The 23,370-nt window shown below is 69.4% G+C and carries 25 protein-coding genes and 2 tRNA genes; 9 read left to right on the top strand and 18 right to left on the bottom strand.

Features of this window, described 5'->3' with window-relative positions; all coding sequences use genetic code 11:
• Nucleotides 1-32: 32 nt before the first annotated feature.
• On the bottom strand, nucleotides 33-1,421 hold the full coding sequence (locus SMD20_RS00255) for an aminotransferase-like domain-containing protein (RefSeq protein ID WP_329573620.1): 1,389 nt from the start codon (nucleotides 1,419-1,421) through the stop codon (nucleotides 33-35).
• Between the two features lie 83 nt (nucleotides 1,422-1,504).
• Nucleotides 1,505-3,439 carry a hypothetical protein gene (locus SMD20_RS00250; RefSeq protein WP_329573618.1) on the bottom strand — a complete coding sequence of 645 codons (1,935 nt, stop codon included), beginning with the start codon at nucleotides 3,437-3,439 and terminating at the stop codon, nucleotides 1,505-1,507.
• A gap of 138 nt (nucleotides 3,440-3,577) precedes the next feature.
• Between SMD20_RS00250 and SMD20_RS00245 the strand changes: the two genes are divergently transcribed.
• The 3 genes from SMD20_RS00245 to SMD20_RS00235 all read left to right on the top strand — a co-directional run bounded on the left by SMD20_RS00245 (nucleotide 3,578) and on the right by SMD20_RS00235 (nucleotide 5,614).
• Nucleotides 3,578-3,745 (top strand): hypothetical protein, encoded by a 168-nt coding sequence (locus SMD20_RS00245; RefSeq protein WP_329573616.1) that lies wholly within the window; start codon nucleotides 3,578-3,580, stop codon nucleotides 3,743-3,745.
• A 173-nt stretch (nucleotides 3,746-3,918) separates the two neighbouring features.
• Nucleotides 3,919-4,227: a hypothetical protein gene (locus SMD20_RS00240; RefSeq protein ID WP_329573614.1), complete on the top strand. Its 309-nt coding sequence runs from the start codon at nucleotides 3,919-3,921 to the stop codon at nucleotides 4,225-4,227.
• Between the two features lie 127 nt (nucleotides 4,228-4,354).
• Nucleotides 4,355-5,614 (top strand): ATP-binding protein, encoded by a 1,260-nt coding sequence (locus SMD20_RS00235; protein WP_329573612.1) that lies wholly within the window; start codon nucleotides 4,355-4,357, stop codon nucleotides 5,612-5,614.
• Nucleotides 5,615-5,630: 16 nt separating this feature from the next.
• On the opposite strand, the gene SMD20_RS00230 is transcribed toward SMD20_RS00235, so the two are convergent.
• On the bottom strand, nucleotides 5,631-6,017 hold the full coding sequence (locus SMD20_RS00230) for a DUF5997 family protein (RefSeq protein ID WP_329573610.1): 387 nt from the start codon (nucleotides 6,015-6,017) through the stop codon (nucleotides 5,631-5,633).
• 54 nt (nucleotides 6,018-6,071) lie between these two features.
• On the opposite strand from SMD20_RS00230, the gene SMD20_RS00225 reads away from it, so the two are divergent.
• Nucleotides 6,072-6,809 (top strand): LysR family substrate-binding domain-containing protein, encoded by a 738-nt coding sequence (locus SMD20_RS00225; RefSeq protein WP_329573608.1) that lies wholly within the window; start codon nucleotides 6,072-6,074, stop codon nucleotides 6,807-6,809.
• A 179-nt stretch (nucleotides 6,810-6,988) separates the two neighbouring features.
• Entirely contained in the window at nucleotides 6,989-8,245 is a 1,257-nt protein-coding gene (locus SMD20_RS00220) for an ATP-binding protein (protein WP_329573606.1), read from the top strand.
• 28 nt (nucleotides 8,246-8,273) lie between these two features.
• Here SMD20_RS00220 and SMD20_RS00215 read toward each other — a convergent pair whose 3' ends face one another.
• The 7 genes from SMD20_RS00215 to SMD20_RS00185 form a co-directional block, all read right to left on the bottom strand.
• A complete protein-coding gene (locus SMD20_RS00215; RefSeq protein ID WP_329573604.1) occupies nucleotides 8,274-8,630 on the bottom strand; it encodes a hypothetical protein in 357 nt (118 codons plus the stop codon).
• Between the two features lie 185 nt (nucleotides 8,631-8,815).
• Nucleotides 8,816-8,954, bottom strand: a tRNA-OTHER gene (locus SMD20_RS00210).
• Nucleotides 8,955-9,063: 109 nt separating this feature from the next.
• Entirely contained in the window at nucleotides 9,064-9,795 is a 732-nt protein-coding gene (locus tag SMD20_RS00205) for a DUF7873 family protein (RefSeq protein ID WP_329573602.1), read from the bottom strand.
• A gap of 110 nt (nucleotides 9,796-9,905) precedes the next feature.
• On the bottom strand, nucleotides 9,906-10,268 hold the full coding sequence (locus tag SMD20_RS00200) for a hypothetical protein (protein WP_329573600.1): 363 nt from the start codon (nucleotides 10,266-10,268) through the stop codon (nucleotides 9,906-9,908).
• 78 nt (nucleotides 10,269-10,346) lie between these two features.
• The gene (locus SMD20_RS00195) at nucleotides 10,347-10,556 is read right to left on the bottom strand and encodes a hypothetical protein (RefSeq protein WP_329573599.1); all 210 of its coding nucleotides are present in this window, start codon (nucleotides 10,554-10,556) and stop codon (nucleotides 10,347-10,349) included.
• A gap of 161 nt (nucleotides 10,557-10,717) precedes the next feature.
• Complete coding sequence (locus tag SMD20_RS00190; RefSeq protein ID WP_329573597.1) at nucleotides 10,718-11,899, bottom strand: NAD(P)/FAD-dependent oxidoreductase; 1,182 nt, start codon at nucleotides 11,897-11,899, stop codon at nucleotides 10,718-10,720.
• An 80-nt stretch (nucleotides 11,900-11,979) separates the two neighbouring features.
• Nucleotides 11,980-12,924, bottom strand: coding sequence for an RNA polymerase sigma-70 factor (locus tag SMD20_RS00185; RefSeq protein WP_329573595.1), 945 nt, complete (start codon nucleotides 12,922-12,924; stop codon nucleotides 11,980-11,982).
• A gap of 746 nt (nucleotides 12,925-13,670) precedes the next feature.
• On the opposite strand from SMD20_RS00185, the gene SMD20_RS00180 reads away from it, so the two are divergent.
• Entirely contained in the window at nucleotides 13,671-14,270 is a 600-nt protein-coding gene (locus SMD20_RS00180; RefSeq protein ID WP_329573593.1) for a hypothetical protein, read from the top strand.
• A gap of 1,650 nt (nucleotides 14,271-15,920) precedes the next feature.
• Here the strand turns inward: SMD20_RS00180 and SMD20_RS00175 are convergent.
• Entirely contained in the window at nucleotides 15,921-16,202 is a 282-nt protein-coding gene (locus tag SMD20_RS00175) for a winged helix-turn-helix domain-containing protein (protein WP_329573591.1), read from the bottom strand.
• A 707-nt stretch (nucleotides 16,203-16,909) separates the two neighbouring features.
• Here SMD20_RS00175 and SMD20_RS00170 point away from each other — a divergent pair.
• A complete protein-coding gene (locus SMD20_RS00170) occupies nucleotides 16,910-17,734 on the top strand; it encodes a site-specific integrase (RefSeq protein WP_329573589.1) in 825 nt (274 codons plus the stop codon).
• A 47-nt stretch (nucleotides 17,735-17,781) separates the two neighbouring features.
• Here SMD20_RS00170 and SMD20_RS00165 read toward each other — a convergent pair.
• From SMD20_RS00165 to SMD20_RS00135, 7 genes are all read right to left on the bottom strand, one after another.
• Nucleotides 17,782-17,853: transfer RNA gene (locus SMD20_RS00165), tRNA-Val, on the bottom strand.
• A gap of 17 nt (nucleotides 17,854-17,870) precedes the next feature.
• Complete coding sequence (locus tag SMD20_RS00160; protein ID WP_442942423.1) at nucleotides 17,871-18,839, bottom strand: ROK family protein; 969 nt, start codon at nucleotides 18,837-18,839, stop codon at nucleotides 17,871-17,873.
• Nucleotides 18,840-18,894: 55 nt separating this feature from the next.
• Entirely contained in the window at nucleotides 18,895-19,215 is a 321-nt protein-coding gene (locus SMD20_RS00155; protein ID WP_329573585.1) for a hypothetical protein, read from the bottom strand.
• A gap of 55 nt (nucleotides 19,216-19,270) precedes the next feature.
• Complete coding sequence (locus SMD20_RS00150; RefSeq protein WP_329573583.1) at nucleotides 19,271-19,735, bottom strand: peroxiredoxin; 465 nt, start codon at nucleotides 19,733-19,735, stop codon at nucleotides 19,271-19,273.
• A gap of 59 nt (nucleotides 19,736-19,794) precedes the next feature.
• Entirely contained in the window at nucleotides 19,795-20,223 is a 429-nt protein-coding gene (locus tag SMD20_RS00145; protein WP_329573581.1) for a DUF3052 domain-containing protein, read from the bottom strand.
• Nucleotides 20,224-20,340: 117 nt separating this feature from the next.
• Entirely contained in the window at nucleotides 20,341-20,748 is a 408-nt protein-coding gene (locus tag SMD20_RS00140; protein ID WP_329573579.1) for a secondary thiamine-phosphate synthase enzyme YjbQ, read from the bottom strand.
• 9 nt (nucleotides 20,749-20,757) lie between these two features.
• Complete coding sequence (locus tag SMD20_RS00135) at nucleotides 20,758-20,940, bottom strand: DUF1918 domain-containing protein (protein WP_329573577.1); 183 nt, start codon at nucleotides 20,938-20,940, stop codon at nucleotides 20,758-20,760.
• A gap of 119 nt (nucleotides 20,941-21,059) precedes the next feature.
• Between SMD20_RS00135 and SMD20_RS00130 the strand changes: the two genes are divergently transcribed.
• Entirely contained in the window at nucleotides 21,060-22,580 is a 1,521-nt protein-coding gene (locus SMD20_RS00130) for a HAMP domain-containing sensor histidine kinase (protein ID WP_329573575.1), read from the top strand.
• Nucleotides 22,577-23,233 carry a response regulator transcription factor gene (locus tag SMD20_RS00125; protein WP_329573573.1) on the top strand — a complete coding sequence of 219 codons (657 nt, stop codon included), beginning with the start codon at nucleotides 22,577-22,579 and terminating at the stop codon, nucleotides 23,231-23,233. Before SMD20_RS00130 ends, SMD20_RS00125 begins: the two co-directional genes overlap by 4 nt.
• The last annotated feature ends 137 nt before the right edge of the window (nucleotides 23,234-23,370 follow it).

Below are 23,370 nucleotides of genomic sequence, written 5' to 3'. Positions count from 1 at the left end.
GCCTTTTGTCGGCCGCACGCGGGCGGTCCGGGTCAGGCGACCGTACGGCCGCGGGCGGTGGTGCCGAGCGTGCGGGTCAGGATCCGCAGGACGCGGCGGAGCGTGACGCCGTCCAGGTGCCCGTAGTGCAGGACCAGGCCGTTGCCGAGCGTGTGCATGCCGCCGGGCCGCTGATAATAGGGGCCGAGCTCGGCCACCGCGATCCGCCGCCCGCGCAGCCTCTCCAGCACGGCACGGGCCTCCATGCGGCCGGGAAGCAGGAGCGTCACCGAGGCGCCGGTGTCCGCGCCCAGCAGCCGGATCCCCGGGTACGCCGCCAGCGCCTGCCGGACGAGCGTCCGCTTGGCGGCGTACTGGGCGGCCAGGCGGGCCGCGCGCCGCCCCACCGCCCCCGAGGCGAGCAGGTCGGCCAGCGCGAGCTGACAGGCGTACGACGGCTGCGCGGACGCGGCACGCTCCGCCGTCCGGCGCGGGGCGACCGCGAACGCCAGGCGCAACGACGGCGTCAGCACGTCACGAAACGTCCCCACCATCGCCACCCCCTCCCCACCCCCGACCGCCAACACACTCGGCACCACCTCCACGCGGTCGAGCAGGCCGTCGAAGGCCGGTTCGATCACCAGGCCGCCGGTGCGCCGGGCCCACGCCGCGAGCGCCCGCCGCCGTTCGTACGGCATCCGCGTCCCCAGAGGGTCGCCGCGTTCCGGCAGGACCGCGACCACGTCGCAGCCCCGGGGGATCAGGTCGGGCCGCGCGCCCGCCCCGTCCGCAGGCAACGGCAGCACCGTGCCGAGGCGTGCGTAGGCGGCCCTGAGCTGCGGCGGCGCGGGATCCTCCAGCGCGATCACCGGCCGCCGCCCGCCGCAGTGCCCGCGCAACAGCAGCTCCAGCGCATCGCCGTACCCCGCCGCGACCACGATCTCGTGCCGGTCGAGAACCAGGCCGCGGGCTTCGCACAGGTACGCCGAGATCGCCGCCCGCAGCTCCGGCAACCCGCCAGGCGGCAACAACCCGCCGTCGGGCGGCGTCCGCCCGGCCGCCCGCCGCCACGCCGACCGCCACGCGGCCAGCGGGAACCCCTGCTCGCTCGGCCGCCCGCGCCGCAGGTCGACGAGCTCACCCGGCGCCGGACGGCGGCCGCCGGGCGGGGCCGGCTCGGTGCCGCCGCTCACGTACGTCCCGGACCCGTGCCGCCCCTCCACGCACCCCTCGGCCAGCAGCTTCTCGAACGCCGCCAGCACCACGCCCCGCGAGACCCCGAGGGCGGCCGACAGCGTACGGGTGGAGGGCATCCTGGTGTGCGGAGCGAGCCGTCCGGCCCGGATCGCGTCGCCGAGCTGCGCGGCGAGCTGGGCCTGCAGCGGCTCGGGCAGATCGCGGTCGAGCTGGATCGGCACGGTGAGTCGTTGCGCGGTGCGCATATGGACGTTCTCCCTGGAAGGCGATCGAAACGGATCCGTCACCCTGCGGGCGTGCCATCCCGTTCCATCTCCCGTCCGCCGCGTCACCGGGGCCGATAGCAGCAGCGAAGTCCGGTCTGCACGGACGCGCGCAGTTCCTCCCCGATCACCGGATCCACCCCGGCGATCCGCGACAACGCCCGCCGGATCGCCTTCCCCACCGCGATCCTGGCCCGCTCCTCACCGCCCGCGAACGGCCGCGCCCGCCCGCCGATCCCCGTAGCCGCCGTCAGCTCCGCCACCAGCCACTCACGCTCCAGCCGCAGCGCCGACGCCCGTTCCAGGTCGTTCATCTCCTCGAACTCGTCGATCTCGGCCTGGAGCTGCGTGAGCCGTTCGCGGTAGGAGTCCCGTGCGACGTCGTCCAGCACGGGCTGCGCCGACGAGCCCTCGCCCTCCTGCGACCAGGTGCCCGCCGCCAGGTCGGCGGCCAGGATCTCGCGTCCGGGGTGGGCGACGAGCGCCGCCAGGTGGGCCATGCCGACGCTGTGGTCCGCCACCGCGACCCGCCCGCCCAGCTCGATCCGCCAGTGCCGCCCGTCGCGGTGGAACCGGCAGGTCCGCTGCGCCTCGCCGGCCCGGCCGGCCGCGCTGCCGACCACGCCGGGCAGCGCCATCCCCAGGTCCCTGGCCTCCCGCGCCGCCGCGGCCAGCTCGGCGCGCGCCGCCGCGTCCCGCGGCCCGTCGCGCAACGCCAGCGCCTGCCCCAGCCGGCACCGCGACAGCGCCGCCGCCGGCCAGTGTCCGAGCGCCAGGTTCGCCTGCACGGCGGCACGCAGATGCCGTACGGCCAGATCCAGGTCGCCCGTGGTCAGCGCGGCCATGCCCAGCGGGTGCTCCACCGACCCGAAGCACACGACCCCGAGACTGCCGATCACCGGCAGCCCGGCGTACGGGCTGAGCAGCGCGTACGCCCGCGCCGCCGTCCCCACGTCCTCCAGCAGGTGGGCCGTCTCGGCCACGAAGTACATCGAGACCAGCCAGGAGCTCGAACGGGGCAGCTCGGCGAGATCCCGCCCCCGCACGCGGGCCAGGTGCCCGGCCGCCAGCCGGTGATCCCCCGCGACGGCCGCGACCAGCGCCAGACCCGCCAGGTACGAGTTGTCGATCGGGCTGAGCGTGGGCGAGCTGGCCAGGTCACGCAGTCCGGGCAGGAGCTCGGCCGCGCGCCCCTGGAACCAGCGGATGGCGCCGAGCTGGCCGCCGAGCCAGCCGGTGGCGTCCATGTCGCCGGCATTGACGCCCCGGTCGAAGCACTCGCCGGCCAGCTTCTCCGCCTCGTCGAAGCGGCCCGCGCGGATGGCGAGCATGACCTCGATGGCGTTGACCACATACCCGACCGCGAGGTAGGCGTGCTCGCGCAGCAGCCGGCGCAGCTCCTCCAGGCAGCGCTCCGCGTGCGGGTCGGCGGCCAGGAAGAGGTCCACGGTCCGCCACATCAGGCCCATCAGCAGGTCGCTGCGGCGCTCGGTGACCCCCGCCAGGCCGATCAGCTCGCCGGCCAGCTCACGCCTGAGCGCCGCGTGCTCGGGCCCGAGCAGGCAGTGGTGCGCCAGGTTGAGCGCCTCCGCGACGGCGAGCGGGTCCCCCGAGTCCCGCGTCTCGCGGAGCAGCCGCAGGATCCCGTCGTGCGTGCCGTTCCGGTAGTCGTCCTCCCCCTGGAGCCGGACGCGCAGCCGCAACGCCGGCGGCGAGGACGGGTCGAGCAGCGACAGCGCCCGTAACTGCCGCGTACGCACCCGCTCGGACCCCGCCGACGTCCGGTGCTCCTGCACCCAGCGCCCGCCGAGCCCCAGTGCCGCCAGCCCCAGCACGATCGGGTCGCCGGACTCCTCGGCCTGGCGATAGGCGGCGTCGAACCAGCGCCGCGCGGTCTGCAGATCTCCGTTCACGTGCAACGCCCGCTCCCCCAGGACGAGCGACAGCCTGGCATCCGAACTCGGGGCCGGCACCACCTCCGGCCGTTGTGCTACGCCCACACTCCGCTCCTGTCGGTCTCCTGGGCTGAGCTCGCGAACGGTCCCCCGAATACCGTTCGAGGAGTAGGACGTCCGGTATCGCCGGGCGGTTCAATTGAGTCGAAACTGTCGGTGCCGCACGGAAGAATGCGGAGCACCATGATTCCTTTCAACGCCGTACGCACCCCGGGTGGCGACATCGTCGTCTTCTACGTGGGCTCCGAGCCCCGCATGACCCCCGACCAGGCTCTCGCGTTCGCCGACCAGCTCCGCGCCCTCGCCGCCGCCGACCCCAGGCCGGCCCCCGCGATGGCCGCCGCCGTCTGACCTTCCCGGTCCGCCCTCCGGCCGAAGCCCCGCCGGCCCCTCAGCAACTCCTCGTCCAGCCCGCCCGCGCCCGGCCACCTTGATCTTCGTCGGCCCCGTCCGTCACGATGACTACACATCTGACCGGATTTGCCCGCACCCCCCACCCGACCCGCCCCGAGGAGCCGGCGCACATGGACGTGACGACGACATGGGTGTTCTTGGCCGTTGCCGGGTGCGTCCTGGCCGCACTCGGCATCCACACCCTGGCCACCGGGCGGATCCTCCTCGCGTCGAAACGCCGGCGCGCAAAGCTCCGGCCACGCCCTGAGGGCCTGGGCCAGCTCCTCATGGGCCTCTTCTTCGTCCTCCAGCCACTGCCCAGCGCCGTGGCGAGCCCGTCGTCCGCGCTGTACTACGTGGTGTTCTTCGCATCGGTCGGATGCCTGGTGGCAGGGATCTGCTTCCGTATGGCCGCGATGATTCCCGAGGACCGGCCCTGACCCCGGCAGCGGCAGACCGCCCACAGAAGCGGCGGCAGACCGCCCACGCAGGCAGCGGCAGAACGCCCACACGACCTCCGGCAGAACGCCCACACAACCGTCTCTACCTGCGATAACCTGCGGGATCGTGACGTACACCTCTCTGTACCCGCGCCACACCCAGGCCATGACGCTAGAAGCACTGGCGGACACCCGTGTGGTCGTGCTGAACGGCGCCCGGCAGACCGGCAAGAGCACGCTGGCGGCACTGATCGCCGACCACGTGGCCGACGCGCATCAGCTCTACCTGGACGATCCGGCGACCTTGTCCGCGGCCGAAGAGGATCCCGTCACCTTCGTCCGGCACGACGGGCTCCTGCTGATCGACGAGATCCAGCGCGCCCCTGCGCTACTCCTGCCGATCAAGCACGAGGTCGACCGGGATCCCCGCCCGGGGCGTTATCTGCTCACGGGCTCCGCGCGCCTGCTGGGACTGCGCGACCTCCCTGATGCCCTGCCGGGCCGTACGGAGACCATCGAGCTGTGGCCGCTCTCCCAAGGGGAGATCGACGATGCTCCCGACGGCTTCGTGGACTGGGTCTTCACCCACGATCTCGACGCCGCCATGCGTTCCTCTTCCCTCCGCAAGAAGGACTACGTCGAGAGGGCGTTGCGCGGTGGCTACCCGGAGGCGGTCCGGCGAGATGCGGGACGCAGGCGTAACAGGTTCTTCGACTCGTACATCACCGACCTGATCACGCGCGACGTGCGTCAGATCTCCGACATCGAACGCCCTGCTGAAATGCGCAGGCTGTTGAGCGTCGTCGCCGCCCGTATGGGCGGATTGGCGGTGATCCAGTCGATCGCCGGCGATGTGGGACTGCCCCGGATGACACTCGCCCGCTACCTGGATCTGCTGGAGTTGGTGTTCGTCATCAAGCGCATACCGGCCTGGTCGTCGAACCTCACCCGCCGCGCCATCTCCACCCCGAAACTGATCATCACGGACAGCGGTCTCGGCGGCCGCCTGATCGGCATGTCGTCCGAACGCGCCAGAGACGTCACCGCCCCCGTCGGCCCCCTGCTGGAGAACTTCGTCACCGGCGAGGTGGCGCGTCAGCTCACCTGGGCCGACGAACCCGTCCAGTTGTTCCACTACAGGGACCGCGACCAGGTCGAGGTGGACATCGTCCTGGAGCACGCCTCCGGCGAGGTGATCGGGATCGAGGTCAAGGCCGCGGAGACCGTGCGCGGCGACGATTTCCGCGGCCTACGCCACCTGGCCGACCGCCTAGGCGCACGGTTCCGCGCGGGCTTCGTGCTCTATGCCGGTGAACAGGCGCTGGCGTTCGGCGAAAAACTGCGGGCCCTTCCCATCGCGGCCTTGTGGACGCTCGGGGACGCTTGAAAGAGCCGGCGCCAGGTCAGCTCTCCTGCGCTCGCTGCTGCTTGAGGCGGAGTGCCTCCTTGCGGGCCTCGGCCTGGACGGAGCGCTCGTGCTCCAGCCACGCCGGGTTCTCCGCCTTGATCTCGTCGATCTCGGCGGTGGTGAGCGGCTGGGTGATGCCGCTCCTGGCCAGCCCTGAGATGGAGACCCCGAGCTTGGCGGCCACGACCTGCTTGGGGTGCGGGCCGTTGCGGCGCAGGTCGGCGAGCCAGGCGGGCGGCTTCGCCTGCAGGGCGTTCAGCTCGTCCCGGGAGACCGGCCCGGCCTGGAACTCGGCGGGAGTCGCCGAGAGGAGGACTCCCAGCTTCTTCGCCGCGGTCTCGGGCTTCATCGTCTGGACGGTCTTCGGTTTGGGCGACGGCATGACGCCAAGCGTAGTCAGTCGGAACGGGTTCCCTGACATCGGTACGCTGAGGCGGTGACCGATGGCGAGAGCGGCAGGGCGTTCAGGTTGGCGTACGCGCCCGGGGTGACACCCGCCAAATGGGTCAACATCTGGGCCGAGCGGATGCCCGACGTACCACTCAGCCTGGTCGCGGTCCCCGCCGCCGAGGTGGTGACGCTCCTGCGCGACGGCGGCGCGGACGCCGGATTCGTCCGGCTGCCGGTCGACCGCGACGTGCTCAGCGTGATCCCCCTCTACGTGGAGACCACGGTGGTCGTGGTGCCCAAGGACCACGCGGTGGCCGCCGCCGACGAGGTCACCCTCGCCGACCTGGCCGACGACGAGATCCTCCACCCCCTGGACGACACCCTGGAATGGGCGACCCGGCCGGGCCTGCCCGCGTTCACCCGCCCGGCCACGACGGGCGAGGCGGTCGAACTGGTCGCGAGCGGCGCCGGGCTCCTGGTGGTCCCGCAGTCGCTGGCGCGCCTCCACCACCGCAGGGACCTCACGTACCGGCCGCTGCTCGACGCGCCGCAGTCGCAGGTCGGCCTGGCCTGGCCCACCGACGCGACCACGGACCTGGTGGAGGACTTCATCGGCATCGTACGAGGCCGCACGGTCAACAGCTCCCGAGGCCGCACCCCGGCAGCCGCCGCCGAGAAGCCGGCCCAGCGCCGCAAGGAACGCAGCCCCCACCAGGCCGCCTCCGGCCGCCGCTCCACACCACCGTCGCCGAGCCGCAGAAGAAAAGGCAACCGAGGCCGCTGATCCGCGCAGGCGACGAGAAGCACACCACCACTGTCGCCGAAGAACAGTACGAGCGACCTTCACCCCAAGTGAGTAGCGACCATTCCCCCATCTTCATAGCGACCAATTCACCACGAGACCTGCGACCGACTCACCATGACGGCAGCGACGAACTCACCACGACCTGTCATGATGAGGGCATGGTCACCACCCCGCTCGGGCGCTTGATCCACCGTCACGCGGAGCAGAGAGTCGCGGACGCCCTGGCCGACACGCGCGTCGTTCTGGTCAACGGTGCACGGCAGTCGGGCAAGAGCACGCTGGTCCGGCGGCTCGCCAAAGCAAACGGCACCGAGTGGCGTGACCTCGACGATCCAACGACCCTGCGAGCCGCGTTGAGCGACCCCAGCGGCTTCGTCGACTTCCCTGGGCCCATGGTCATCGACGAGATCCAGCGCGCCCCGGAACTGCTGCTCGCCATCAAGTCCCAGGTGGACGCCGATCCGAGACCAGGCAGATACCTGCTCACCGGCTCCTCCCGGCTACTCGCCCTACGCGGCCTGCCGGACACTCTGCCCGGGCGAATGGAAACCATCGAACTATGGCCTTTCGCACAGGGCGAGATCGACGGCCGTCCTGATGCCTTCATCGACGCGGTGTTCGCGCACGGCCCGGACCTCCGGCACGCCTCCCGGCTCACCCGGGCCGACTACGCGGACCGCCTGGTCCGCGGCGGCTACCCCGAGGCGGTCGCCCGCACCAACCCCAGACGCAGGCAACGCTTCTTCGACTCCTACGTCGGCGATCTGATCAACCGTGACGTGAGGCAACTGTCGGAGATAGAACGTACGGCGGAGCTACGCGCGTTGGTCAGGTCGCTGGCGGCCAGGTCCGGCCAACTCCTCGTCGTTCAGGCGCTGGGCCGTGACCTCGGCCTGCCCGGCACCACCACCGCCAGATTCCTGGCGCTGCTGGAAGAAGTCTTCCTCATCAAACGCATCCCCGCCTGGTCGAAGAACATCAGCAGCCGGGCCGTACACACGCCCAAGGTCACCTTCGTCGACTCGGGAGTGGCAGCGAACCTGCTGGGCGTCGACGCGCACAGCCTGCTCCGGCCCGATTCGGCGTTCGGGCCGCTGCTGGAGGGCTTCGTCCTGATGGAACTGGCCCGGCAGGTGACCTGGGCGGACACCTTGGTCGACCTGTACCACTACCGGACCAAGGACAAGGTGGAGGTGGACGCCGTCCTGGAGAGTCGCCAGGGCCGGGTTGTGGGCATCGAGGTCAAGGCCGCCTCCACCGTACGACCGGACGACTTCAAAGGACTCCGTCACCTGGCGCAACGCGTAGGCCCCGACTTCGTCGCCGGTCTGGTCCTGCACACCGGCACGCAGACGTTCTCCTTCGGCGATCGGATGCTGGCCGTCCCGGTCGGCGCCCTGTGGGAGACAACGTGACGTACGGCAGACCGCTGACGGTCGTCGCCTATTCGATGGCGCGTGGGACGACGACCACCTGATCGTCGTCCTCATAGATGATCCTGCCCGGGTCCGCCGATTCGAGGCGTACGCACTCCACGCCGTGCGCGGCGAGAATGGCCAGATATCCCGGCACCCGCCGGATGAGGTGGCCGGCCGACGCCTTGAACCAGGCCGCCGCCTCCGGGTTGACGGCGCGGTCGTAGACGGTGGGGTCCACGGTGGCGGGGTCGGTGAAGTTGGCCTCGTACCAGGCGTTGTTCTCAAGCCTGAAGGCTTCCTCCGCGTCCGACAGACGTCCCTGCTTGGCCAGGTTGTTGACGAGGCCGAACACGCCCGGATATGTGCCTCGTCTGTTCGGCACGGGGCTTTGAAACCGCACGTACATTGCGCTCCTTGATGACTCGGCCGCGACACGACGGCGGCCCCCCGGCGTTCCCAAGCCGGGGGGCCTTGAATGTTGCCGCCATATGTGAGGCCAGCAGCGTTTAAGAGAGCAGGTCAGCTCTGACGATGTGCGCTCTGCCATTGAGCCACCGCGGCATGAAGAGCCGCGGGCCGGATTCGAACCGGCATCTCAACAATCAAGGCCTGCCCTCGGTCGATGTGGCTCTCGACGGTCAATGCTGAGCTTCGAGCGAGAATCTGAATGTGATCGGCTGCCTCTACCGGGTTGGGCTACCGCGGCGCGAAACCGCGGGGAGGGCTCGAACCTCCGCTTGGGCCGTTCGTCAGCTTCAGCTTCAGCCTCAGCTTCGCGCTTTCGCGCACCCCGCGCTCAACGGGGAGTCTCTACGCTAGCCGAACAGGTAGGCGAACACCGCGTCGCCGACCCTGCGGTCCTCGACGTCGGCGCTGTTGGCCTCTTCCCGGGCGTACTTCACGGCGTCCTGCAGCTTCTGCACCCGCGCCAGCAGCTCGTTGACGCGGCGGGCCGGCAGGGCGCCGGAGAACGCCGTCTTGGTCCAGTAGCCGACGACGATGTCCTCGGTGAACACCTGCACCTGCGCCGGGTGCTTGTCGGTCGCCTCGGCGAGCACGTGGTTGCGCGGCACCTTCTTGGTGCGGGTCGTCTTGACCGGCTCCGTACGCCACGCCTCGGCGTTGTCGTCGAACGTCCACGTCTCCGCCGGGTCCAGGGTCGGCAGCTTGGCGATGAACGCGTACAGCTCGACGAGCTGCTTCTCCAGGAACAGCAGGTAGGTGACCGGTACGCCCTCGATGAGGGCGGTCCCGTCCACGACGACGTCGGCCTTGGCGACGGTGTTCGTCCAGTCCTTGGTCGCCGTCACGTCGAACAGCTTCGTGAGCGCCTTGCCGACCTCGGCCAGCACCTCCTCCGCCTTCACCTGGACGCGGGTGGACTCCGGCGGGAGCTGCTCACCCTCGTCGTCGATCGGCTGGTAGGTGCGCGACAGGCCCGACAGCAGGGGGTGCTTCTGGATGGTGTGGTGGGCGTCGGCGACCGCACGCTGGCTGCTGGCTTTGACGCCCTTCTCCACGGCGAGGATCTGGTTCAGCTTCGCCACGGCGAGGGTCCGTTCATGGGAGGGGTTGACGGGACGAAAGCGTACTGCGGTACTCCCAAAACGACGCAACTCGTTAAATCGTCCAGCGACTCGGTCATTTGAGACGACGCTCATCCACCTGGACAGTCACTGTCTCCGCCGCTGTACTCGGCACAGTAGCCGGACGGCAGAGGCAGCGGAGGACGTCGCAACTCCGCCTGTCGCGCCTCCTTGAACAGACCCGCCAGGACGAAGAGCACGCACGCGGTCGCGACGAGGCCGAAGATCCAGGCGCGCACGGCTCTGCCGGTGAAGACGCAGATGCCGGTGGCGAGGACGGGCACGACAGTGAAGATCACCGCCGCTGCGGCCACCCACCCGTTCACGCCGGCACCGTCGAGTTCGAGGTCACCCGTGAGGGCGGTGGCGAGTGCCTGCCAGAGGCACAGCGGAACGCCGATGAACCAGATCATCGCCAGCAGGCCGAGGACCATGCCGCTGACGTTGCTCGGCTCCGTCTCCTCCACCTTCACGACAAGGGACTATTCCGTCCGCCTGTCATGGAGCACAAGTCAGGAGTCGAGCTGCTTGCTTCCCTTGTCCGTCAGCGACGCCAGGTGCACGGCCACCCCGAAGGTGGTGAAACCCGACCTGGCCGCAGCCGTGAACCCTGCGATCACCGCCTCTGACGGGTGATCCCTGACCAGGACGTCATAGGCCGCGAACCCGTGGTCCCGGATGGCGGCGAGAACCATGTCCGTGGTCAACTCGGAGTGACTCACGATCTCCTCCAGCAGGTCGCCCTGCCCCCTACAGTCTCACCGTCTGCCGACGGCGGTCTACCGTCTGTCCAGGATCGGGCACGAACAATCCTTCAGGCACGTGCTCGCGTGCAGCGCGCGGGCGAGCGGACCACCACGCTCGCCCGGCAGCGCTCGCTTCGTCATGACTGCGTGAGAGGTCGGCTCTCCACGGCGCCGGTGCCCGCGAGGTGGCGGCGGCGGCTCGGCATCAGCATGGTCGGGTGGGAGATGCTCCAGGCCGCGCTCGCGCAGATCATCTCCTTGATGCGGGCGGCGGTCCGGCCCGTGAAGACGGTGGACGTGACCTGGTCGTCGGGGGTCACGCGCTGGATGATCCCGTCGCGGCGTCCGAGGCTGATGCACTGCACGGAGTAGCCGATCGTGGTCTCCGGAACCTTACGACCGGTCAGGCGCGCGGCGATGACGTCGGCCGCCAGCCACGCCATCGGATTCGCCGAGGCGCAGGACATCCGCAGCGGCTTGCCACCCGCTCCTTCGGCGTACGCGGCGTCGCCGACGGCGTACACATCGGGGTGCGAGACCGATCGCATGCCGGCGTCGACGATGATCCGCCCTGTTTCGGACACCTTCAGGGTGGTGGCGGCCGCGATCGGGTGCACGGTGAAACCCGCGGTCCACACGGTCACCTCGGCCGGGATCTCGCTGCCCGCGGCGGTGACCACGCCGTCCGCTTCGACCCGCGTGATGTCGGCATCCTCGTGCACCGTGATGCCGAGCCGGTCCAGAGCTCCGCGCAGGTGGCGCTGGGCCTTGTCGCTGAGCCAGCCGCCGACGCGGCCGCCGGCGGCGATGGCGACCTCAAGGTCCGGGTGGGCCTCGGCGATCTCGGTGGCCGCCTCGATGCCGGTCAGGCCGCCGCCCACGATCAGTACGGTCCCGCCGGGCTTCACCTCGCTCAGGCGCGCCCGCAGCCGGAGCGCGGCCTGCTTGCCGGCCACGTTGCAGGCGTGCTCCGCGACACCGGGGACGCCGTGGTCGGCGACGGCGCTGCCCAGGGCGTACACGAGGGTGTCATAGGCGAGGGTCTCGCCGCCGAGATCGACGGTCTTGGCTTCCACATCGACGGCGGTGACCCGCGCGGTCCTGACCTGTACGCCGGTGCCCGCGAAGACGTCGCGCAGCGGGCGGGGCCGCAGATCCTGCCCGCTCGCGAGCTGGTGCATGCGGACCCGTTCGACGAACTCCGGGTCGCCGTTGACCAGCGTGATCTCGACGTCGTCGCGGTGCAGCCGCTTGGCGAGGCGACCGGCGGTGTTGGCTCCGGCGTACCCGGCTCCCAGGACGACGATGCGGTGCTTCATGGCTCGCTCCTATCTGGTTGCTTTCACCTCCAGAACCGGACAGGCGCGCGATCCCTGACAGGGGCAATGTGTGATGTGAGTCACCAACTCGCCGGAAGCGGGCGATGAGTTCCAGCGGCCTCCCACTGGCGCGCGACGCGCTGAAGCTTGTCGGGGTTGACCTGGATGTGGATCGAAGCGAGGCCGTCGGGGGTCGCATCGAGGCAGATCACGCCGACGATCTGCTCACCGACCTCGACCAGCACGGCAGGGCCGCCGTTGACGACGACGGCGTAGAAGACGGGATCACCGCCGACGAGGGCCCGCTTGGAGTCGCTCCGCCGGAACATGCCACGCAGGTACTGCGCGATGTCCATGGCTCCGATGACCGGCGTCCTGCGCGCGACGACCTTCCCGCCGCCGTCGGCCACACTGACCGCGTCGTCGGCGAGCAGCCGGATCAGCGGCTCGGTGTCGCCGCTGAGTGCCGCGGCGAGAAACTCCTCGACGATCTTCCGCGCGGCGACCACGTCGATCTCCGTACGGGATCGTTCGACGGCCAGATGCTGCCTGGCCCGCCGGTAGATCTGCTGACAGTTCGACTCGGTGAGGTCCAGGATCTCCGCGATCTCGCGGTGCGCGTACCCGAACGCCTCGCGCAGCACGTACACGACGCGCTCATTGGGGGTCAGCCGCTCCATCAGGGTGAGCATCGCCATGGAGACCGACTCGCGCTGCTCGAAGGTGTCGGCGGGACCGAGCATCCGATCCCCGTCCAGCACCGGCTCAGGAAGCCACTGCCCCACGTACGTCTCCCGCCTGGCCCGCGCCGAGGTGAGCTGGTTGAGGCAGAGATTGGTGAGCACCTTCGTCAGCCACGCTTCTGGCGTCTCGATCCGTTCCCGGTCCGCCGCGTGCCAGCGCAGGTACGTGTCCTGCACCGCGTCCTCCGCATCACCGGCCGACCCCAGCAGCCGGTAGGCGATCGCCTCCAAACGGCCCCTGAAGCTCTCGAACAGATCGGTTTCGTACATACGGAGCGACATGGCCCCATGATCGGCCATCCGCGCAGGTCACGTCCACACCGCGCCCCCGGACTGGACCCGCTGGGCCTTAGAAACAGCGCCAATCTCCGTCCCTTCGGCGGCAGCGGGTAGGCAAGGACGCGATCATAGAAGTCGTCCAGGCGGGCGTCATCACGCCATATCGGAATCATGACCAGCAGAAACAGCCCGAAGAGCGGGATGATGACGACCGTGGTCAAGCAACCCCACACGATTCGCACCATTTCTCCCTGATGCGGGCTACGTAGGACAGTGTGCAGTAACCGGTCACACGTCGTAATAGAGCTCGAACTCTGAGGATCAGGTCCTTATGAGTGCCTTGGCTGGCGTTGTGCTGTCTGGTCATGGCCACACGCATCAGAGAGTGCTTCGAGCCTCCTCAGCCGCGGAGTTGGTACAAGGATCAAAACGGTACCGCCGCACACGGGGGTGTAGCGCTCATGGCACCCCTCCGTGCCACGAGCCCATTGTGGCCAGCCTTGTTCTCGAAAATGCCGGCAGCGATGACATCCAATGGGCGGTCTGTCAGCGAGGGCTGGACAGCTTGCGGCAGCAGAGCGGCAGAGCTTAGGCCACAGAGCGGTTCACGGCCGTTGACCTAGGACCACAGAGCGCTCTATGCCGAGCAAGACTTTGATCATTAGAAGGCCACCCGATGGCCAGGGCCCACTGTGGACCTCGTGCTCTAGATTGTCGGCGTCGATCCGTTCGAGAAAGCTGGTTGTCCTGTGTTCAGTGAGGTCGCTAAGCGTTACGCCGAGCTGGTTCGCCGGATGCCGTGGGAAGGGATGGCGTGCACGGTGACGCTTCCTGACGATGGCGTGATGACGGTCGAAGACGCGGTGCGCCGGCTCGGGCTGGATACCGCCATCCTGCGCGCTGCGAGAGAGGTCGAGCCCAACGACCTCGAACTTCAACAAGCCGGCTCGGGCGTCGTCACATGGTCGAACAACCCTTATCCCGATGGCAAGGAGATGACGGATCGACTCGGGGGCCAAGGATTCCGGCACTGGTATCTAAGTGACGACATCGAGGGCAACACCACCCTGTATGCCTCCTATGGAGAGAGTAACGGGCAGCTTCAATTTCCCGAACCTGATTGGTTGCCCTTCATTCCCTGGACCGAACAGATCGGGCCGCTGGCACCCTACGCGGACAAGTTCGCTGCCGTCTACGACACCTGGTCGGGCACACCCGAGACTTGGTCGGACAACCGCGAGGTATCGGTGCTGGGCACGTGTCTTGCGGTGATCGAGTTGGAAAGCGGCGTTCGCCTGGACAAGGAGATGAGCAGGGGCCCGAGGACATACGTGCCGATGCCCACGTGACCCTCGTAACGGCTGTCGCTCGCCGAAGCACTCTGGCCGGAAGGTTGCTGCGGCCGGAATGGCGACACGGTGATCAACCATATGGCTCGAACCAGTAAAGAAACTCTGAGCCAGCTCTCGCCTAATTTCGAGATCAGAGATCAAACCTCTACGTAGGTGGGCGGTACTGGGTTCGAACCAGTGACCCATCGCTTGCAAAAAGCCATGATCGCCTGCGCAGCGCTGTTGACGTGCGTGTGAGCCTCGTTCCGCCAATGCTCAAGAGCGTCGACGCTCACGAATTCCCGCCTCAACCCGCAAGCCAACGCCGATTAGGGCCATCATCCACAGACCAACGAGCCACGGCCACGAGGGGGATCGTTCATCGAAGATCAGAATCCCGAAAGATACGGCGACACCGGCGACTATGGAGACAGTCCCTATGATTCGGACCGTTTCATAGCCCTCGGGGACATTGGTCGGCGAACGGTGGAGCTGGGGATCCTCGGGCTCAGTCACAGCGCAGAGCATGCCACATGGGATCGAACGGCAGGAATCCCCTACCTCGCTCTCCGCCCTGCCCGATCTTCCCGTCTGCCTCGTCCCACATGCAATGCAGCGGATCAAGGCCAGGGGGCAAGGTGGAGCGCCCTACTGGACAAACGGCCTTGACCCCTGGCCTTGATGGGCTGGGCTCTGCCTGGGACGTGGCGGACGGGAAGATCGGGCCTACCTCAGCCAACCGACTGCCCCGGTTAGGCACGGTCGCCGATCACCCCGGAGCCGACTCCCCCGCCGGAGGCATAGATTTTCGAGGGTGAGCCGTATCCGTCGTGGTGTCGCACTGGTGATGGTCGCAATCGGCCGAGAGGTCGTGGCCGTCATGCCACGCGGGCGGCTCTTCCAACCCCTCGGCCCGCGCGACTCCCGCGCGAGACCGGCCCCCAGGCCGCACGCTCGCGCGGGGAGGGCCGCGCGGGTGCGGCGGCGGAGCCGCCGCCTTGATTTCGCCAAGGGAACCGTCAGCGTGCGAACAGCACGTCGAACTGGACACCGGCAAGCTCTTCATAGGACCACCGAAGTCGCGGGCCGGCGTGCGGACGGTGGCGATCCCGGCGTCGATCATTCCCGCTCTGCAAGCGCACCTCGACAAGCACACCGAGCCCGAGCCGGATGCGCTGGTCTTCACCGGATCACCGCGGCGGCGCCCTTTCGGGGGGCGAAGCAACTTCCGGCGCGCGGCCAAGTGGAACGAGATCACGAAGAAGATCGGTGCCCCTAGCCTGCACTTCCATGATCTCCGACACACAGGCAACACCTCGCCACAGCGTCCGGCGCAAGCCTCCGAGACCTCATGGTCCGGATGGGACACGACTCGGTACGGGCCGCGCTGATCTATCAGCACAGCGCGGCAGAGGCAGACCGAAAGATCGTCAACGCGATGGACGCCGTGATCATTCGCGACCTGATGGCACGAAGCCCCGTTTCCATGATCGGAAACGGGGTTCTTGATGCAGGTGGGCGGTACTGGGTTCGAACCAGTGACCCCTCGCTTGTAAGCCACATCATGGTCAGGTGGGATGGTCGGCGATGTAACCTCCCACCTGGCCGTTCACTCCCTGGACGATCACCGACGTCCGTGCCCGTCCACGGCGGTTGTCACCCAGTTAGTCACTCAGGCTTCGAGCGCTTCGCCTGCTCGGCCTCGATCTCCTTGCGCTCTTCGGGCGTGGTCACGAAGCTGCCCATGCCGGGCTCCGTACGGATCAGCCCGTCCGCGCGAAGGGCGCGCATGACCTTCTGACCGGTGGCATTGGCGATACCGAACTCTTCGATGAGATCGATCAGGGACGGGATGCGCTCCCCTGCCTTGTACTCGCCCGTGCGGATGCGCTCGGCGATGATCGCGTGCACCTGCCGCCACCTGGGCTGATTCGCCTTCAACTCCACCATTGCAGCAACGTTAGGGAGACATGCCGCGCCATGGCGATGGACAGCGCGCCAGGCACGCTATGGCGCGCTATAGCTTGGCTTATGATGCGGCCATGACACCAGCCCAGAACCTCCTCGGCCTCGGAATCGGTGAGTGCGCGAGCCGCCACGTACGCATGCTGAGAAAAGATCATCAACGCGTAGAGTGGGCGTCACCATGCGGCACCATCGAACGACTTCGCCCGCTGGCCTGGACCTGCCCGTGCAAGGCCACGGTGTACGAGCTGTGCTCCAGCGGGGCCAGAGGTCTCATCCGGCGTACTGTCCAGCACAGCGCAGGGCACGTGCTACATGAGACGCGCATGATGTCGATCAACGATGCTTGGACCCTCTGGGCCGCTCTCTTGGATGGCGCCGCCCGCTGAGCCACCAGAGAGGCCCCTCCTCTCCAGAGGCTGCAAGTGCGGCCACCACCTTGTCACCTCGTACGCCGTCGACTCACCGCGTAGCGGCAGCGGGCCGGGGACGGAGCGTCAAGCCCGGCTTCGCGTGTACGTTCGCCGGTCGCCGCTCCTCGGCCATGTGTTGCCCTGCGGTCAGAGCCGGGCTTGATGCGGAGGAGCCGGGCTGCTGGGCTTGCCCGAGTCGATGGTGTGCGAGGTGATCCCCACCTCGGGGCCGGAGTGCTCCCGCCGGAGGCATGACGGTTGAAGAGCCGCGCGTCTCTGGTGAGTGGAGCGGCCGGCAAGACCGGCGAGTTGGGCACCCGGTCGCTGAAGTTGATCCACGGCATCCTCAACCGGTCGGTCAAGAGCGCCATGCGCCGTGACAAGGTGAAGAGGAACGTCGTGGATCTGTGCGACATCCCGGAGGGGCGCGCCGGTCGTCCGTCCAAGGCTCTGACGCTGGCCCAAGCTCTCGCCGTCCTCACGCAGGCGGAGAAGAGCGGCGAGCGCATGCGGGCCTACATCGTCTTGTCCCTGCTGATCGGCGCTCGCACGGAGGAACTGCGGGCGCTGCTCTGGTCGCACGTCGTGGCGTACGACGAGAGTCGTGCCGCCTGGCTGCCGGTGGCTCAGGCGGGCTGGGAGCACAGTGACTTCGCGGTCTACGTCTGGCGGTCCGTCCGGCAGAAGGGCGACACCAAGACCGTGAAGTCCCGCCGGTCACTCAAGCTGCCCCAGCGTTGCGTGGACGCGTTGCGCCTCCTCAAGGAAGCCCAGGACGTCGCGCGGGAGAAAGCGGGAGACCGATGGCAGGACACAGACCTCGTGTTCTGCACACGGACAGGAACGCCCGTCACGGCCCACAACGTACGGCGCGACTTCCGGAAGGTCGTTGAGGCGGCAGGGCTCAACGGACGGGATTGGTCGCCTCGCGAGCTGCGGCACAGCTTCGTATCCGTGCTGTCAGACTCCGGCGTCCCCATCGAGGACATCTCGCGCCTCGTCGGGCACTCCAACACGGTAGTCACCGAGACGGTCTACCGGCACCAGATCCGGCCCGTGATCATGCAGGGAGCTGCGGCGATGGACAAGATCTTCGGGAGTTAGTCACTCAGACGCCGTTTTCAAGATCAGAGATCAAACGTTTACGCAGGTGGGCGGTACTGGGTTCGAACCAGTGACCCCTCGCTTGTAAGGCGAGTGCTCTACCGCTGAGCTAACCGCCCCTGATCGGCACTACACCTTACGACACCAAGGGGGCCGATCGCACATCCACATCCCACCCGGGCCCCAGTTCCGGCCGGCCGGCGGCGCGCCAGCCCAGGAGGGCGGCGCCGAGCATGCCGGCGTCGACGCCCAGGGCGGCCGGGATCAGCGGCGGGGCCTCGCGGAAGGCGAGGCGCTTGACCAGGCGCGTGCGTACGGGGTCGAACAGGGCCGGGCCGGCCTCGGCGAGGCCGCCGCCGAGGACGATGGCCGAGGGGTCCAGCAGCAGCGTGTACGTGGCCAGGGCGAGCGACAGCGCCTCCACGGCCTCGTCCCAGACCTCGATGGCGATCGGGTCGTCGGAGGTGACGACCTGTTCGGCCCTGACGCCTTCGAGGCCGGCTCGCTGGCTGTAGCGGCGGCCCACGGAGGCGGCCGAGGCGTACGTCTCCAGGCAGCCGAACTGGCCGCAGGCGCACTGTTCGCCGTCGGGGAAGACCGGGGTGTGGCCGATCTCGCCGGCCCAGCCGGAGGAGCCGCCGTACGGCTCGCCGCGGATGACGGTGGCGCCGGCGATGCCGGTGCCGATGGGGAGGAAGAGGAAGTCGGCCATGTCGCGGCCGGCGCCGAGTACGCTCTCGGCGAGGCCGCCCGTACGGACGTCGTGGCCGAGCATGACCGGGATGTCCAGCGTGGTGAACGCCGAGGCGGGGACGTCCCGCCAGCCGAGGTTGGTCGCGTAGACGGCGGCGTGCTCGGTGACCAGGCCGGGTACGGCGAGGCCCACGCCGGCCGGCTCCCCGTCGCCCACGGCGGCGAGGTGGCCGATGAAGTCGGAGATGGCGGCCACGACCGCGTCCCCGCCCTCGGTGCGCGGGGTGGGGCGCCGCTCGCTCAGCAGCACCTTGCCGGAGTCGCTGACCAGGCCGCCCTTCATGGACGTGCCACCCACGTCGAGCGCGACGACGAACGACGAGCTACTCGACGTACTACTCAATGCGGACACGGTAGGAGACGATAGCGCAGCTCATGCGATGGCAGGGAAGCCCCCCGGAGGGAGGTCAGGCGCGGCCGAGTACGCGGTTGAGCGCGGCCTCCACCTCCGCCGAGAGTCCCGGCGGCGTCTCCATCGCGGGCGGGCAGCCTGGCGCCTTGCCCGCGCGGGCCATCCAGACGGATCCGCAGGACCGGCACTCCACCTCGCCGAGCCGGCAGATGAGCGCCGTGGACCCGCAGGTGCCGCAGTGGTCCAGGTCGAGGTCGTGCAGGCGTTGACAGTCCGGGCAGATCAGCACCTGGGACTCCGCGCGCACCCCGCGCTGCCATGGGCTGGAGCCGCGGACCGGGTCCGTCTGCCGGGCCCCGCAGCGGTAGCAGGGCATCCTTGCCTCCGAAGTCAGTGCCGGTGTCAGTGGATGTCGTGCAGTGGATGTCGTGTCAGTGGATGGCGGCGAGCGCCTTGACGTAGTCGGCGACGTCGCGCGCGGCGGAGATCGGGTTGATCACCGACCATCGGGTCACGCCCTCGCCGTCGATGATGAAGGTGCCCCTGCGTGCGAGCCCCTTCGCCTCATCGAACACACCGTACGCCTGCGCGACCTGTCCGTGTGGCCAGAAATCGGAGAGCAGCGAGAAGGGGTAACCCTCGCGATCCGCCCAGGCGCGGAGGGTGAAGACGGAGTCGACCGAGACCGTCAGCACCCGTACGTCGTCGCCGAACGCGGTGTCGCGCAGCGCGTCCAGCTCGCTGCCGCAGATGCCGCTGAAGGCAAGCGGATAGAAGACCAGCACGACCTTGCGGCCCCTGAGCCGGGACAGGCGCACTGGAGCGCCGTGCTGGTCCTGCAGCTCGAAGTCCGGAGCCGGGGCGCCGACCTCGACAGGATGTGCGTTCACGCCCATATCCTGCCGTATGGCGGGCGCCGTGACTCCCCGGGTGGTCGAAGCTCTCTGCGGGTCCTTTACCTCCGGCCCTTGGGCGTCACGAGCCGGGTGCCGGACCAGTCGGGTGCCGCCGAGATGCTGCTGGTCTGCGACAGGCCCGCGGTGGCGGCGTCCTCTCCGATGTCGCTCGGCTCCACATGGCCCTCGCGTCCGGACTTTGGGGTGAGCAGCCAGATCTGGCCGCCCTCGGCGAGTGCACGCATGGCGTTGGTCAGCGTGTCGAAGAGGTCGCCGTCGCCGTCGCGCCACCACAGCAGCACCACGTCCACGACCTCGTCGCTTTCCTCGTCCAGCAGCTCGGTGCCGGTCAGGTTCTCGATGGAGTCGCGAAGATCGTCGTCGACGTCCTCGTCCCAGCCGATCTCCTGCACCACCTGACCCGGCTTGAGGCCGAGTCGTTCGGCCAGGCCGCGCTCGCCCTGCGCCTGACCCGCGGTCGCGCTCACGTTTATCCCTCCTGCTTGAGTGGCCCCGCTTATGCGGTTTATCGCTTCGGGACAGTCCACACGCTGTGACCCTCAGTCGTCAACGGTCGCCACGGGTACGGCCGTAGTCGGCCAGATTCACTGGACCAAAAACGACAGGCGAACCTGACGTTGCGTGTTGTCGACATTCAGGTCCACGACGGCGATGGACTGCCACGTGCCGAGCGCCAGCCGCCCGCCGAGCACCGGTACGGTCGCGTACGGCGGAATCAGCGCGGGCATGACGTGCGACCTGCCGTGACCGCGTGAGCCGTGCCGATGACGCCATCGGTCGTCGGCCGGCAGCAGCTCCCGCAGTGCCGCGAGCAGGTCGTCGTCGCTGCCGGAGCCCAGCTCCAGCAGGGCGACCCCGGCGGTGGCGTGCGGCACGAATATGTGCAAAAGGCCGTCTTCGCCGTGACCGCGTACGAATTCGGCGCACTGGCCGGTGATGTCGTGCACGGTCTCTCGCGAACCTGTGGCCACAGAGATGATTTCTGATCTCACGAACTGATCTTACGTAGGCACATCGACGGCATCAGGACCGGCGGACACCGGCCCGCGGCGCCCGTCACCGGAGCGCGCCACGCGGGGCGGCTCTCCGTACGAGCTCTGGACCTCCCTGATGACGCCGCTCCTGTCCTTTTCCTCCACGCCGTCGGCGTGGGCCAGGAGACGGTCTCCTGCCGTTGCCTTCATACCTCCCACATTGGGCCTCGGAAAGCCGGACGAAAAGACCATTTCCCTAGAACGGACGATTTTTACCTCCCTCTCCTGGGGGAGGACCCGGGCCTGACCGGGACGTTACGCTGCGAAAGGTGTGGGGTTCCGGGCTGCGCGGGCGGATGGCGGCCTCGTACGTGCTGGTCACGACCACCGCCGTGTTCCTGGTCGAGGCCGTGATCGCGGCGACGTTCCTGATCCCGCAGGCCAACGCCTCCGATCTCGCGGAGGTGCTGCGGGAGCAGGCGTCGAGCGACGCGCAGGTGATCGGCCTGGAGGTGACGCGGCTGAGCGGCCCCACCCCCGTCCGCGCCGAAATCGCCGTTCCTGATGTTCCCGACGTTCCGGACGTCCCGGGCGAGGCCGTGAGAAGAGCCGGCGCGGACGGCCGCGAGCTGCTGCGGGCGGCCCTGGCGGGGGCCGGAGGACGTACGGTCGCGGGCGGCGCCCGGCCGCACGCCGAGCCTGGCCTCGCCATGCTGGAGACCGTCGTCGACGTGAACGGCGTGATCCTGGCGGCCAGCGCCCCCGGCATCCACCGCCTCGGCACCGAGCTGGACGTGCCGCTGCCGCCGCTCGGCCGGGAGAACGCGGGCGACGGCCGCACCGTGACGGGGCGGGCGGTCTGGCACGTCAGCCCGGTCCTGCGCAAGGAGCGGGCGGGGCCGCTCGGGTTCGAAGTGATCGGGTACGTGCACGTCCAGGCCCCCGCCGACGCCGAGGTCACCTCCGTTCCCAGCCTCACGCCCATGATCGCCCCGACGCTGCTGGTGCTGGGCCTGGTGCTGCCGGTGGGGCTGGTGTTCGGGCTGCTGAGCACCCGGCGGCTGATCGGCCGCCTGCGCCGGCTGGCCGCGGTCACGACGGCGGTGGCGGCGGGCGACTTCCGCCCCCGGGTCGAGGTCTCGGGCTCGGACGAGGTGAGCACGCTGGAGCAGTCGTTCAACGTCATGACCGACCGCCTCGGCGCGGCGGTCGAGTCGGCCAGCCTCACCGCGCGTACCGAGGCCAGGCAGGCCGAACGCGGCAGGATCGCGCGGGAGCTGCACGACTCCATCTCCCAGGACCTGTTCTCGCTGAGCCTGCTGGCCGCGGGCATGCGCAGGGCGGCTCCCGAGGGGCTGCGCGGTCAGGCGGAGGCGATGGAGCGGACCTCCGCCCGCGCGATGCGCGAGATGCAGGCGCTGCTGCTGGAGCTGCGGCCGGTGGCGCTGGAGGACGCCGGGCTGGTGCCCGCACTGGAGGAGCTGTGCCGGGCGTACGAGACCAGGCTCGGCGTACGGGTCGAGGCCGTGCTGGAGGAGGTCGCGCTGGAGGCGGCGGCCGAGCACGCGGTGCTGCGACTGGTCCAGGAGGCGCTCGGCAACGCGGTCAAGCACGCCGCCCCCTCCCGGGTGGAGGTGCGGCTGGGCCGGGGCGCGGACGGCGCGGTCACCGTCTCGGTGTCGGACGACGGCTCGGGCTTCGACCCGGCGGACGTGGCCGGGCGGCACGGGATGGGGCTGACGCTGATGCGCGAGCGGGTGACGGAGCTCGGCGGCCGCCTCGACGTCCGCAGCGACGCGAACGGGACGACGGTGACGGCCACGACAGCCGGGGCGGTGAGTCGCGCGTGAGCGTCCGGGTGCTGATCGTGGACGACCACGAGGTGGTCAGGCAGGGCCTGCGCTTCGTCCTGGAGCAGGAGGACGGGATCGAGGTCGTGGGCGAGGCGGGCGACGGTGAGGCCGCCCTGCGGGCCGTACGCGCCCTGCGGCCGGACGTGATGCTCCTCGACCTCGTCATGCCCGGCATGGACGGGCTGCGGGCGCTGGAGGCGCTCAGGGAGGCCGGCGACGGCCCGGCGCCCGCGGTCATCGTGCTGACGTCCTTCCAGGAGGAGGACCGGGTTGTGGAGGCGGTGCGGCTCGGCGCGCTGTCGTACCTGTCGAAGACGAGCGCGGTGGACCGGGTGGTCGAGGCGGTCCGCGCGGCCGCGCGCGGCGGCAGCGTGCTGGAGCCGGGCATCGCGGCGCTGCTGGTCCGCCAGGTGCGGCGGGCCGAGCGGCCCCGTCCGCTCGACACGCTCACGCCGCGGGAGCGGGACGTGCTGGCCGCGCTGGCCCGTGGCCGCTCGAACGCCGAGATCGCCCGCGACCTCCGCATGGGAAGGGAGACAGTCAAGTCGCATGTCAGCAGCATCCTCGCCAAGCTCGGCGTGTCGGACCGCACCCAGGCCGCCATATACGCCCTCCAGCAGGGGCTCGTGCCGCTCGACGAGGCTCTTTGACGGCTCGGCGGGGAGCCCGGCGGCGGCCTTCGGGAGGCATGACCGCTAGACTCGGCCGGCCGCCCGGTGACGGCCCAGTCTCCCAGCGGGGAGGCGCGTCCCCTGGGAGGAAGGCCGGGCGCGGCAGGCAGGGCCCC

This window comes from Nonomuraea sp. LP-02, assembly GCF_036289125.1.
GTDB classification, from domain to species: Bacteria; Actinomycetota; Actinomycetes; order Streptosporangiales; family Streptosporangiaceae; genus Nonomuraea; species Nonomuraea bangladeshensis.
This window is presented reverse-complemented; position numbering and strand designations above follow the sequence as displayed.

Bases quoted from the DNA above. Each gene is read 5' to 3' on its own strand.
- SMD20_RS00155 (WP_329573585.1), bottom strand. From the start codon at position 19,215: ATGCCCTGCTACCGCTGCGGGGCCCGGCAGACGGACCCGGTCCGCGGC.
- SMD20_RS00255 (WP_329573620.1), bottom strand. From the start codon at position 1,421: ATGCGCACCGCGCAACGACTCACCGTGCCGATCCAGCTCGACCGCGAT.
- SMD20_RS00190 (WP_329573597.1), bottom strand. From the start codon at position 11,899: ATGAAGCACCGCATCGTCGTCCTGGGAGCCGGGTACGCCGGAGCCAAC.
- SMD20_RS00135 (WP_329573577.1), bottom strand. From the start codon at position 20,940: ATGAAGGCAACGGCAGGAGACCGTCTCCTGGCCCACGCCGACGGCGTG.
- SMD20_RS00200 (WP_329573600.1), bottom strand. From the start codon at position 10,268: ATGGTCCTCGGCCTGCTGGCGATGATCTGGTTCATCGGCGTTCCGCTG.
- SMD20_RS00230 (WP_329573610.1), bottom strand. From the start codon at position 6,017: ATGCCGTCGCCCAAACCGAAGACCGTCCAGACGATGAAGCCCGAGACC.
- SMD20_RS00220 (WP_329573606.1), top strand. From the start codon at position 6,989: ATGGTCACCACCCCGCTCGGGCGCTTGATCCACCGTCACGCGGAGCAG.
- SMD20_RS00245 (WP_329573616.1), top strand. From the start codon at position 3,578: ATGATTCCTTTCAACGCCGTACGCACCCCGGGTGGCGACATCGTCGTC.
- SMD20_RS00185 (WP_329573595.1), bottom strand. From the start codon at position 12,924: ATGTCGCTCCGTATGTACGAAACCGATCTGTTCGAGAGCTTCAGGGGC.
- SMD20_RS00175 (WP_329573591.1), bottom strand. From the start codon at position 16,202: ATGGTGGAGTTGAAGGCGAATCAGCCCAGGTGGCGGCAGGTGCACGCG.
- SMD20_RS00150 (WP_329573583.1), bottom strand. From the start codon at position 19,735: ATGGGCGTGAACGCACATCCTGTCGAGGTCGGCGCCCCGGCTCCGGAC.
- SMD20_RS00240 (WP_329573614.1), top strand. From the start codon at position 3,919: ATGGACGTGACGACGACATGGGTGTTCTTGGCCGTTGCCGGGTGCGTC.